The sequence below is a fragment of the Bradyrhizobium sp. th-b2 genome (genome assembly GCF_000426785.1).
Lineage (GTDB): Bacteria > Pseudomonadota > Alphaproteobacteria > Rhizobiales > Xanthobacteraceae > Bradyrhizobium > Bradyrhizobium septentrionale.
In genome coordinates this window covers 1-12,490 of the sequence record NZ_AUGA01000030.1, presented here as the reverse complement: position 1 = coordinate 12,490, position 12,490 = coordinate 1, and the positions used below count along the sequence as shown (strand labels likewise).

Annotated in this window: 8 protein-coding genes and 1 pseudogene; 5 read left to right on the top strand and 4 right to left on the bottom strand. The window is 62.2% G+C overall.

All coding sequences use genetic code 11. From position 1 onward, the window contains the following. Positions 1 to 4: 4 nt before the first annotated feature. From K359_RS0130605 to pyk, 4 genes are all read left to right on the top strand, one after another. Entirely contained in the window at positions 5 to 787 is a 783-nt protein-coding gene (locus K359_RS0130605) for a fumarylacetoacetate hydrolase family protein (protein ID WP_035977426.1), read from the top strand. 77 nt (positions 788 to 864) lie between these two features. Next, entirely contained in the window at positions 865 to 2,226 is a 1,362-nt protein-coding gene (gene oxlT, locus K359_RS0130600; RefSeq protein WP_029082725.1) for an oxalate/formate MFS antiporter, read from the top strand. Positions 2,227 to 2,325: 99 nt separating this feature from the next. Next, complete coding sequence (locus K359_RS0130595; protein ID WP_029082724.1) at positions 2,326 to 3,633, top strand: glycerate kinase; 1,308 nt, start codon at positions 2,326 to 2,328, stop codon at positions 3,631 to 3,633. Between the two features lie 3 nt (positions 3,634 to 3,636). Next, positions 3,637 to 5,052 (top strand): pyruvate kinase, encoded by a 1,416-nt coding sequence (gene pyk / locus K359_RS0130590; protein ID WP_029082723.1) that lies wholly within the window; start codon positions 3,637 to 3,639, stop codon positions 5,050 to 5,052. Positions 5,053 to 5,171: 119 nt separating this feature from the next. On the opposite strand, the gene K359_RS0130585 is transcribed toward pyk, so the two are convergent. Then, positions 5,172 to 5,804, bottom strand: a complete 633-nt coding sequence (locus tag K359_RS0130585; protein WP_245284772.1) for a response regulator transcription factor — start codon at positions 5,802 to 5,804, stop codon at positions 5,172 to 5,174. A gap of 421 nt (positions 5,805 to 6,225) precedes the next feature. On the opposite strand from K359_RS0130585, the gene K359_RS0130580 reads away from it, so the two are divergent. Next, complete coding sequence (locus tag K359_RS0130580) at positions 6,226 to 7,143, top strand: response regulator transcription factor (RefSeq protein WP_029082721.1); 918 nt, start codon at positions 6,226 to 6,228, stop codon at positions 7,141 to 7,143. A 131-nt stretch (positions 7,144 to 7,274) separates the two neighbouring features. On the opposite strand, the gene K359_RS0130575 is transcribed toward K359_RS0130580, so the two are convergent. The 3 genes and pseudogenes from K359_RS0130575 to K359_RS57440 form a co-directional block, all read right to left on the bottom strand. Next, positions 7,275 to 8,702, bottom strand: coding sequence for an HlyD family type I secretion periplasmic adaptor subunit (locus K359_RS0130575; protein WP_029082720.1), 1,428 nt, complete (start codon positions 8,700 to 8,702; stop codon positions 7,275 to 7,277). Then, positions 8,702 to 11,383: a type I secretion system permease/ATPase gene (locus K359_RS0130570; RefSeq protein ID WP_084518560.1), complete on the bottom strand. Its 2,682-nt coding sequence runs from the start codon at positions 11,381 to 11,383 to the stop codon at positions 8,702 to 8,704. The genes K359_RS0130575 and K359_RS0130570 overlap by 1 nt, the downstream gene beginning before the upstream one ends. Positions 11,384 to 11,545: 162 nt before the next feature. Next, positions 11,546 to 12,490: pseudogene (locus K359_RS57440) on the bottom strand (hypothetical protein); the annotation flags it as partial.

Sequence of the window (12,490 nt, the reverse complement as noted above, 5' to 3'; positions counted from 1 at the left end):
CCTGATGAGCAACGTCACACGCTGGGTCCGCTTCCGCCACCATGCCGACATCGGCTTCGGGCAACTCACACCATCCGGCATCTCGGTGCACGTCGGCGACATGTTCGGCGACGCGCGGCCGACTGGACGAACGCTGGCACTCGACGCCGTCGAGCTGCTCGCACCGACGCAACCAAGCAAGATCATCGCGCTCTGGAACAATTTTCACGCGCTGGCCGCCAAGCTGAATTCGCCCGAGCCGGCCGAACCGTTGTACCTGCTGAAGGCGCCGACCAGCGTCACCGCGCCCGGCGCCGTGATCAGGCGTCCCGCGGGTTACGATGGCAAGACGACCTACGAGGGCGAGCTCGGCATTGTCATCGGCAAGACCTGCACCGCGGTCGCGCCCGAACAGGCCGACGCCTTCATCTTCGGGTACACCTGCACCAACGACGTCACCGCCGCAGACATTCTCAATCGCGATCCGACTTTCCCGCAATGGGCCCGGGCCAAGGGCTTCGATGGCTATGGCCCCTTCGGTCCCGTTGTTGCGTCGGGCCTCGATCCGGCAAGCCTTGTGGTGCGCACCATCCTCAACGGCGTAGAGCGCCAGAATTATCCGATTGCAGACATGATCTTCAGCGCGCAGGCGCTGGTCAGCAAGATTTCACACGACATGACGCTGTTGCCGGGCGACCTCATCTGCTGCGGGACATCGATCGGTGTCGGCGTGATGAAAGAGCCGGTCAATACGGTCACCGTCGCGATCGATGGAATCGGCGAACTGACCAACGAATTTTGCCAGTAAGCGGCCGCGGGACGAGAGCCCGACGCCGCCGGACTAGCAGCCATTAAGACCACAAACTCCTGCTTTGGGGGGGACTTATGAACTCCAGCACGAAACCGGTATCATCGCCCGGCGGCTTCCGCTGGCTTCAACTGGCGATCGGCATCGTCTGCATGGCGATGATCGCCAACCTGCAATATGGCTGGACGCTGTTCGTCGACCCGATCGACGCGCAATATCATTGGGGCCGCGCCGCCATCCAGCTTGCCTTCACGATTTTCGTGATGACGGAGACCTGGCTTGTGCCGGTGGAAGCCTGGTTTGTCGACAAATACGGCCCGCGTATCGTCATCATGTTCGGCGGGCTGATGATCGCCCTGGCCTGGGTGCTGAACGCATACGCCTCCTCGCTCGTCACGCTCTATGCGGCAGCTGTCGTCGCCGGCATCGGCGCCGGCGCCGTCTACGGCACGTGCGTCGGCAACGCGCTGAAATGGTTTCCGGACCGGCGCGGCCTGGCCGCCGGCGCAACCGCCGCCGGGTTTGGGGCAGGCGCGGCGCTGACCGTCGTGCCGATTGCCAACATGATTGCCGCGAGCGGCTACCAGAGCGCCTTCCTGACGTTCGGCATCGGGCAGGGACTGACTGTTATCCTGCTCGCCACGTTCGTCCGTCCGCCTGATATCACCGTGTCCGCCAGAAGGAAGCAGCTCAATCTGCCGCAGACCGCCGTCGATTACACGCCGGTTCAGGTGTTGCGCGCCCCGATCTTCTGGATGATGTACCTGGTGTTCGTGATGGTGGCTTCCGGCGGCCTGATGACCGCCGCCCAGATCGGGCCAATCGCCCATGACTTCAAGATCGCCGATACTCCGGTTACGTTGGCCGGCTTCCAGATGGCGGCGTTGACGTTCGCCATCTCGCTCGATCGCGTGTTCGATGGTTTCGGTCGCCCGTTCTTCGGCTGGATCTCCGACAATATCGGCCGTGAGCACACCATGTTCATTGCGTTCGCGACGGCGGCGCTGATGTTGCTGACGCTGTCGGTCTACGGCCACATTCCGGTTGTCTTCGTGTTGGCGACGGCCGTCTATTTCGGCGTTTTCGGGGAAATCTACAGCCTGTTTCCGGCAACATCGGGCGACACGTTCGGCGCCAAATACGCGACCACCAACAACGGCATGCTCTATACCGCGAAGGGCACTGCTGCGCTGCTCGTGCCGCTGGCGAGCATCATCTCCTCCCGGTTTGGCTGGCAGGCCGTGTTCATCGTCGCAGTCGCGCTCAATGCCACCGCAGCCCTCATGGCCGTGTTCGTGATCAAGCCGCTGCGCCGCGCGTTCATTCTCGGCAGTGAAAGCACGGCACGTGCCGTGGTTGCTCGTGCGACGGCAGCTCACAGCGAAAGCGATCTGCCAAAGGGACAGCTATCGTACGACAGCCTCGAGAAGGCTCCCTGACGGAGGACTTCTCCCGGCCCGGAGCTGGGCTCGATTTGAGATGGCTGCGTCGTTCGAGAGAGCCATTGACCGTTGGACCATATGGCCGGAGTGCAGCGATTGAACGCGAAATGGACTGACCTGCGAGCCCGCACTGCGCTACGACGAATCTTCGACGCCGCAATCGCCAGCGCCGATCCAAGGATCACGATCGCATCTGCGCTGCCGGCAAAGCCCAGGGGCAGATGCATCGTCATCGGCGCAGGCAAGGCTTCGGCGGCGATGGCAGCCGGCCTCGACGCGGCATGGCCTGACGTCGACCTTTCAGGCGTCGTGGTCACACGCCACGGCCATTCGGTTCCCGCGGGCCGGATCGAGGTGCTGGAGGCATCTCACCCCGTGCCGGACGATACGAGCAAAGTTGCCGCCCTTCGCATGCTGCGTGCCGTTGAAGGACTGTCGTCGGATGATCTTGTGGTCGTGCTGATGTCCGGCGGCGGCTCGGCGCTGATGACGCATCCTGCATCCCCGATGACGCTCGCCGACAAGCAGGCGGTCAACCGGGCACTGCTTGCAAGCGGCGCGACGATTGCCGAGATGAATGTCGTCCGCAAGCATTTGTCCGCGATCAAGGGCGGGCGGCTGGCGCTGGCCGCGCGTCCCGCCCGCGTCGCGACCCTGGTGATATCGGACATTCCCGGCGACGATCCGGCGGCGATCGGTTCCGGTCCCTCACTCCCGGACAGCAGCACAAGAGCCGATGCGCAGGAGATCGTTGACCGGTTTGCAATCGACTTGCCGACAGCAGCGCGAGTTGCACTCGAGCAGGCCGACGAGACACCCAAGCCGGGCGAGATCGACGCGGATGTCCGCATCCTTGCCGCGCCGTTCCAGGCGCTCGACGCTGCGGCCGATGTGGCCCGGGACGAGGGCCTCACCCCGATCCTCCTTGGAGATGCTATCGAGGGCGAGGCACGGGAACTCGGAGCCGTGATGGCCGGCATCGCCCGGTCGGTCGCGATGCATGCTCAGCCAGGCCAGGCCCCCGCGGTGCTGCTGTCGGGGGGAGAGACAACGGTCACGATCGGACGCGGGCCGGCGGGCCGCGGCGGCCGCAACACCGAATTCTTGCTGGGACTTGTCATCGCCCTGTCGGGCGCAGCCGATATCTGGGCCATCGCGGGAGACAGCGACGGCATCGATGGAACGGAAGATGCGGCTGGTGCTTTGATCGGTCCGGATACACTCTCGCGCGCCGCCGCGAAACGCCTCGACGCACGGGCTTGTCTGGCGGCCCATGACAGCTACACGTTCTTCGATGGCCTTGGAGACCTCGTGCGCACCGGGCCGACACTGACCAACGTCAACGATATCCGCGCCGTGCTGATCGGAGCCGGCAAGCCGGGAATCAAGTTAAGGATGAGGTGACCCATGCGTCGTCATCGACGGGCCAAGATCGTTGCAACCGTCGGCCCCGCAAGCAGTTCTCCCGAAATGCTCAAGGCGCTGCTGGAAGCGGGCGTCGATACGTTCCGCCTGAATTTCAGCCACGGAACCCAGAGCGATCACGCCAGGATTCACGCCGCGATCCGAAAGCTGGAACAGGAAGTCAACCGGCCCATCGGCATTCTGCTGGATCTGCAAGGCCCGAAGATCCGCGTCGGCACCTTGCGCGATGGCAAGATCACCGTCGCGGCCGGAGAGACCATCCGCTTCGTACTGTCCGGGTCGGATGGGGATCGTGGCGCGATTCCGCTCCCGCATCGCGAAATCTTTGCGGCCGTGGCTCCCGGTCACGATCTCTTGATCGACGACGGCAGGGTCCGCGTTCGCGTCACCGGGCTGGGTGACGATTTCATCGAAGCCAAGGTGATCGTCGGTGGCACGATCTCGAACCACAAGGGCGTCAATCTGCCGGGGACGGTGCTTGATCTTTCACCGCTGACGACAAAGGACCGTCTCGATCTGGAGTTCGGCCTGAAACTCGGCGTCGACTGGGTCGCCTTGTCGTTCGTGCAAAAGCCCTCCGATATCATCGAGGCGAGAAGCCTGATCGGCGACCGCGCCGGTCTGATGGCCAAGATCGAGAAGCCAGCAGCGCTTGAGCGGATCGACGATATCATCCAGCTGTGCGACGCCATCATGGTTGCGCGGGGCGACCTCGGCGTCGAGATTCCACACGAAGACGTGCCGGGCCGTCAGAAAGAACTGGTGCGGGCCTGCCGGCTTGCCGTGAAGCCCGTGATCGTCGCAACGCAAATGCTGGACTCCATGGTCGCCGCCCCCACGCCGACCCGCGCCGAGGTCTCCGACGTTGCGACCGCCATCTATGATGGCGCCGACGCGGTGATGCTGTCGGCGGAATCTGCCACCGGCCGCTATCCGCAGGAGGCGGTCGAGATGATGGACCGCATCATTCGCAGCACCGAGCAGCACAAGATGTACCGCTCCATCGTCGAGGCGACCCAGCCGGGCGAAGAGCAGACCGCGCCCCATGCTGTGGCAACGGCCGCGGCCGACCTCGCTTCCGTCGTTCACGCCAAGGCCATCGTGGCCTATACGTCGAGCGGAACGACCGCCGCGCGCGTGGCGCGCAAGCGGCCGAGCTTGCCGATCCTCGTCATCACCCCGAGCCGCGAAGTGTCCCGCCGCCTGTGCCTGCTGTGGGGCGCGCACAGCGTGCTGTCCGACGACGTTCGCAGCTATGAGGAGATGGTCGAACGCGCGACTGCATTCGCGCTTGCGGAGCAATTCGCATCAAGCCGGGATCTGCTGGTTGTCGTCGCCGGCATTCCGTTTGGACAAGCGGGTACGACAAACAATCTGCGCGTCGTTTCGCTCCCGTGACAGAACCAGGATTGCGTCATCAGCCCATCGCCAAGCTCGTGGTTTGCCGGAGCAACGCGTGGGCCATGCCAGCGAGAAAGCGCTGCCGTTCCTCCCAAGATCAGCCGGTATCTCATCCGTCAGGTAGAGGATGAGATCGCGAGCGTGGCAAGAACGGTCCTGTTGCTGATCTCGAGCTTGCGGAAGATGTGGTGGAGATGAACCTTGATGGTTCCGTCGGCCACCTTCAGACGGCGGCCAATCTCCTTGTTCGACAAGCCTTCCGACACCAAACGCATGATCTGACGTTCGCGCTCCGTCAGCACCGCAAGATACTTCTCCGGGATTGCTGTTCGCTCACGAGAGATGACTTCCTCGGACGCGGGCGACGGCAACACTCGCTGGCCGTCGGCGACCTGCCGCAACATCTGTATGAGCGTTTCAGGCTCCTCCTCGCTCAGGATGACGCCGTAAGCGCCCGCTGCCGCCAACATGGCGAGATCGGGATCCTCAACAGAGGTAGCGAGGAACACGAGCCGCACACCAGGCGTCCCGGAATTTGCGATATCGGGCGTGGCCTGCGCAAAAATGTCAGGCATCGACATGTCCAAAATAGCGATGTCGGGCGCGAGGCTCCGGATTGCCTTGAAACAGCTCGCTCCATCATTGCAGCGAGCAACAACTTTGAAATCACGCTCTGCTTCGAGCAGGCAATTCAGACCCAATAAAACGACCGGATATCTGCTAGCAATTACCACACGACTGAAATTCATTTACGTCCAATCCTCAGTCCCTCCAATTCAGCAAGGCGCCCATTTCATTAAGAAGCTACTCCAATATGAGGCTTTTCAGTAAGCTTTTGTTGTTGCGGCGCCCCGTGAATTTACTGGCCGAGCGCCCAAGCACAAGCGATTTTGCGCAACGTTTGATTGCAGCGACGGACCAAATTAACCCTAAGCGAGCGTCCAAAATGCCTATAACCAACGGTATATAGGGATATTGGGGATTAGCATTTAAAATTCCTAAATATTGAGAGACTGGGCTCGGGATTTTTCGTCCCAAATTTGTGTCCAAATCTACCAAGTCTGAAGAGTGGTTTTGTTGCGTTTTTTTAGCTGGGCGGTCCATCAAGAAGAATGAGCCGGATTCAACTGACCCGCCCCCTGTATCATTGTAGCGTCCGGGAGAGTTTCCATGAGACGGCGATATCCTTTTACTGCTGTGCTTGTTGGTGAAAATAGTCTTCGTAAAGAAGGTCTTGCCAGAATTCTAAATTCCGAGAATTTTCAAGTCCTTACTTCAATAACCGATGCCAACGATTTGCTAGGCGATGACGCGCTTCAGAAGGTGCCCGTTGCTTCGGCATTGTTTCTGATTGTTCACAATGGCGATGATTTTCGCCCGACAATCGAGCAAATCGACTCCCTCAAGCGCCGTCACGCGGACGGACGCGTGGCGGTCGTCGCAGATCAATATCGACTGAGCGATCTGGCGGCCGCATTCCGGGCCGGTGCCACCGGATATTTCATCGACGTGATGAACTGTGACGCGTTCATCAAGTCCATCGAGCTCGTCATGATGGGCGGGACGGCATTCCCGCCGGCATTCCTCACCTCCGCCCTCGATGCCGAGAAGCGCGACGTGGACGATGCTCCCGCACCCGCCGATGCCAATCATGTCGTCGCAAAGGCGGATGACAAGCTTGCCCAGCAACTTTCGCCGCGGGAAATTTCAATTCTGCAGTGCCTGATCGAAGGCGATTCCAACAAGTGCATCGCGCGCAAGATCAGCATTGCCGAAGCCACGGTGAAGGTTCACATCAAGGCGATCCTTCGGAAGATCCGGGTTCAGAACAGAACCCAGGCAGCGATCTGGGGGTTGAACCATCGGTCTGCGGCGTGGGCGAACAACAACAGGGCCACGCATCAGGCCGCTGATGGAGCTGAGCGGCCTCTCCCTCCTCAGAGAGAACTTCCCAAGATCGCGCTGGCGGGTCGGCCGGCACCACTTGGCACAATCGACCACGCAGCGAACTATTTTGACGTGTCGCTCACAAACGGCCACGTCCGCAAGGACTCAAAAATTGACGGGGCGATCCGGCTACGTAAATAGCCGAAACCCGTCCAGTTCGGCATCCCGCCGGGTAACCTTCGGCGGGATGACGGGCTTCGACTGTATGCCGCACAGATCGATGCGATGCGCGACGGCCAACACGGCGGTTCGCGCAAACGTCGGCGGTTTGCTTATCGTTCCCGCAACGATTCCTGCTGGTGTCTTGCCAACGGCGAGAGCAGATAGCTGATGATCCTGCGGGTACCCGTCTTGATCTCAACCGTCACCGCCATGCCAGGACCGAGCTTGACTTGCTTGTCCTCGACCTGCATCTGCGTGCGGTCGAGGGAGACACGCGCAGCATATTCCAGCTCCTGGCCTCTCGACTCGCTGCCACTCTGCACGCTCCCCTGCGCCCGATCATTCGACGCGCTCTGCGGTCTGTCGCGCGTGATCGCGTCCGACGATACGCTGAGGACTTCGCCGTGGAGGAGCCCGTAACGGGTGAAATTGAATGTATCGACCTTGATCTCCACCTGCTGTCCCGGATGAACAAATCCGATATCGCGATTGGAGAGCATGGCTTCGATCTCGAGATGGCTCTCGCTGGGAACCACCACGGCCAGCGCCTGCGCCTGCGCGACCACGCCTCCTACCGTGTGAACGGCAAGTTGCTGCACCACGCCATCGACCGGCGCCGTCAAATGCTGCAGCTTTGTACGCTGCTCCGCCTTCACCACCTCTTGCGCAACGCCCGCAGCCTTCTGCTCCGCTTTCGCAAGAGCATCATAGGTCGTACGCCGATATTCGGCGGCGGACCTTTCCCTCGTTTCCTTCAGCAAGGCAATGGCGGCGTCGGACTCGTGCAGCCGGCTCTGCTGCAGGATGAGATCCTGCTGAAGGCCGACCAGGTCCTGATACTCGGAGAGATAGGTAACCTTGGAGCCGAGCGCCTTGTCGAGCAGCGTTTTCCGGATTTCGACCCGCTCGGTGAGCACCGGTATCGTGGCCTGGATCTTCCCGACGTTCGCAGAAATGGTCGACCGTTCGGCGTCCTTCTGGCCTTGCTGCCGCTCGATCTCGGCAAGCTTGGCCTGCTGCTCCGCGCGCTGGCTGATCAGAAACTGACGATGCAGATCGATATCCGCGGCGCTTGCGCCGCGCGGCGGCTGGAAAGCCGCGAGCGGATCGTCCGCGAGCGCCGCGCGAAGCCGCGCAACTTCCAGTTCGGCGGCCAGGAGATCGCTGCGGTAACGTTCCTGATCGGCTCCCGTCATCGTGGGATCCAGCTCGATCAGGACATCGCCGGCCTTGACCCGCTGTCCGTCTCGCACATGGATCGCACGCACGACGCCCGACTCGAACGGCTGAATGAGCTTGGTGCGCCCACCCGGCACGATCTTGCCGGTCGCCGTTGCGACGATATCGACGTGACCGAGCGATGCCCATAGCAGCGCGACGCAAAATGCCGCGATAATGCTCGCCCCAATCGCGCGCCCGATCGGTGACGGCGGCGATTCGGTGATCTCAAGCGCCGCTGGAAGAAACGCTATCTCCTGCTCGCGTCGGCGAACCTCGGCTTTTGGAAACGGGATGATGTTCCGGCTGGCGAGCGTCATTAGATACCTGCCTGCAGCTGGTGCAGTCTCGCGTAGCGCCCATTCGAGCGGATCAACTCATCATGGTTGCCGTCCTCGACGATGCGGCCATGTTCGACCGAGATGATCCGGTTTGCGTGACGAACGGTGGAAAGCCGATGCGCGATCATGAAAACGGTCCGGCCGGCAGAAATACGCTTCATGTTCTGCTGGATCGCGCGCTCGCTTTCGTAGTCCAGCGCACTGGTCGCCTCGTCGAAAATGAGGATGCGTGGATCGGTGACCAGCGCCCGGGCAATCGCGATGCGCTGGCGCTGTCCGCCGGAGAGACTGCTGCCGCGTTCGCCCACGACGGTGTCATACCCCTCGGGCAGTTCCAGGATGAAGTCGTGGGCGCCGGCGAGCGAGGCCGCCGCGATGACACGCTCCATCGGCATGGCCGGGTCAGCGAGCGCGATGTTCTCGCGAATCGAGCGATTGAAAAGCACGTTCTCCTGCAGCACGACGCCGATCTGACGCCGAAGCCAGGCGAGATCGACCATCGCAAGATCGACGCCGTCGATAAGCACGCGCCCGCTTTCCGGCACGTAGAGACGCTGAATCAGCTTCGCGATGGTGCTTTTGCCAGAACCGGAAGACCCAACAATTCCAATAACTTGTCCGGGATCGACACTGAAGGATACGTTGTGCAGCACCTCGGGACCGTCGAGGCGATAGCGGAACGTGGCGTGCTCGAACGAGACCTGGCCACGGATCGCCGGCAGCGCAGCGCGGCCGGGACTGGAGCTCGGCTCGGGAATGGTGTTGAGGATGTCGCCAAGCCGATCGATCGACAGCCGCGCCTGATGGAAATCCTGCCATATCTGCGAAAGCCGCAGCACCGGCATGCTCACGCGTGACGCCAGCATGTTGAATGCGACGAGTTCACCGACCGTCAGCGCGCCGTCGATCACGAGCCGGGCGCCGAAATACAGGGTTGCCGCCACGACCAGCTTGTTGATCATCTGGACCGACTGGCTTGCCGTATTGTTCAAGCTCAGCACGCGAAAGCTCGCGGCCACATAGGCGGCGAGTTGCTCCTCCCAGCGACGCTGCATTTGCGGCTCGACCGCCATGGCCTTCAGCGTTTCGACGCCGGAGACGCTCTCGACCAGGAAAGCCTGGTTCTCGGAACCGCGATCGAATTTCTCGTCGAGGCGCCGGCGAAACAGCGGCGCGGCGCCCGCCGAAATGCCGATATACAACGGGAACGACGCCAATACGATGAACGTCAGCGTCGTGGAGTAGTAGAACATCACCGCGAGGAACACGACGGTGAACAGCAGATCGATCACGAGCGTGAGCGCCGAGCTGGTCAGGAACTGACGGATATTCTCCAGCTCGCGGACGCGCGCCACGGAATCGCCGACACGGCGGGTCTGGAAATATGCAATCGGCAACGCCATCAAGTGATGGAACAGCCGGGCGCCAAGCTCCACGTCGATACGATTGGTCGTGTGCGCGAACAGATAGACGCGCAGCGTCCCGAGGATGGTCTCGAAGACCGTGAGCGCGACAAGGCCTGCGACCAGCACGTCGAGCGTGCTCATGCCGCGATGCACGAGCACCTTGTCGATGACCACCTGGAAGAACAGCGGCGAGACGACCGCGAAGACCTGGAGGAAGAACGATGCGACCAGGACCTCGCTGAGCAGGCGACGATACTTGTGGATTGCGCCGAAGAACCAGCTGATATCAAAGCGCCGAGAGGTATCCGTCAACGCCGCGCGCCGCGTCATCAAGATGACGTCGCCATTCCACACGGCCTCAAGCTCGGCCTGTGTCATCATCTGAGGCTGGGGATGCGATGGACGCTGAACGAGGAGCTTGTCGTCGACGACCTTGCCGAGAACCAGGAATCCGCCGTCGCGCAACACGGCGATCCCCGGGAGCGGCGTTACAGCAAGCCGATTCCAGCTGGTTTTCTGCAACCGGGCCTTCAGCCCGAAACTCCTGGCGCAGCGGACGATGTCGGTGACGCCGAGGCGGGCCGCACCGGTCCGGTGTCGAATCTGGTCCGGGTCGGCCGCGATCCCGTGGCAACGCAGCATGACCGCCAGCGCCATCGGCCCCGAGTCGTCGCCGCTGTCAGGTTCGATTGCGCTTGTCTCAACCGCGACATCGCGGCGCGCGGACCACATTGGAAGCTCGCGGACGCGTCGCAGCAGGCTCTCGCGCAGCTGCCGCAGTCGCGGCAGGCTCTCGCCCAGCTGCCGCATCAGATTGCGCCCGCGCGCGCTCAAACCAGCGAGCAGATCAAGCGCCTGGTGCGCGACCGGACGTGAATCGGCCGAGATCAGACGGCCGTCCCAGATTTCCTCGAATTCGGCGCGCGTGACGCGCCGCGGATGCGACGACGACGGGTGCAGCACAAGCGCTTCGTTGCCGTCGACTTTGCCGAGCAGCAGAAATCCACCATCCCGCAGCGCCGCGATTCCGGGCAACCGGATATTCGCAAGCCGCGTCCAATCCGTCGTCCACGAGCAGGCCTTGAGATCAAATTCGCCGGCGCAGCGCAGCATTGCGCGGATATCGATCGCCCGGCTTCCGCAAAGATCACGGATCCTGTCGAAGTCAGTGCTCACACCATGAAGTCGCAAGAACAGAACCAGGGCCCGGAGCCCAAGGTCTGCGGCATCGGCATTTCCATTCTGGATCGCCATAATCAACTCAATCGTTATGCGGTCACGCGACCGGCTTCAACAATTCCCTTTCAAGCATTCACAAAAAGCGAGACCGCGCCAGACCCATTTGCGGAAGCGGTCGAACCCGGTTTCCACGCCGCTGATCGGCGGCGTGGAAACCTTGCCGGGTGAGCCGCCGCATCAATGCTGCGGCTTGCTCAGATACGATTGTTCGTTCCAGCCCCCTGCCTGCGCAGCGGCCGTGAGGAGCTGCCCCACACCACTGCTACCGTGATGACTTGCCAGATACTGGCTCAGCACCGCAAAGTTCAGATTCGCCGATGCGCTGATGGTGGAAGACGATGGCGGCGGGTCCGTCACCGTGATGCTCTGCGACGCAGACCTCGTGACGGAGCCGGTCGACGGGTCCCTTCCAGTCGCCGTGATGGAGAGTGTAGCAACCGGATGGTCGCTGCCCCGGTAGTTCGATTGCAGCGTCAATCCACTTTCGACCTGCGCGGCGGTCAGCGTGATGTCTCTCCCGCCCCTGTATGTCCGGCCATCGAGGTTGTCGGTGATGGTCTCGTACCTCGGCAACCCCTTGATGGTCACGGTCACAGCATCATTCGGGTCGGTGGTCGCCACCTTGACGCCCAGGTCGACGGTCCCGCCTCTTCCGTCCACCGACAGCGAGGTATCCGCGATCATGAGCACCGGCGCGACGGACGACGTCGGCGTTGACGGCGCCGTGACGCTCGGAGATATCTGGAGACCGGCGAACGTCTTCACCGCACCGGCAAGATTCGCAGCGACGCCGCTGGCGTCATGGATGGTCGCACCGCCCGCAAGGCTGACCCCGGTGACGGCAAGGGCCGACGTCGCTGTATTGGTCGACGCAACGGTCGTTCGGAAGGTGAGCGCACTGGTCCCCGAACCGCTGACATAGGTAGCCGTGCTTCCGTCATTGAGCGACAGCGTCGGTTTGCCGGCCACATTCACGGCCTCGTTGAACCCGAGCGTGAATGTCACGGTATCGCCAACATGCTCGACCCCCGTCCCCGGCGAGGCGACAACCTGCGTCACCGTCGGCGTAACCGCTGGCGTGGTCGGCTGAGACGGTAGCGTGGGGCTCGTCGGATCGATCTG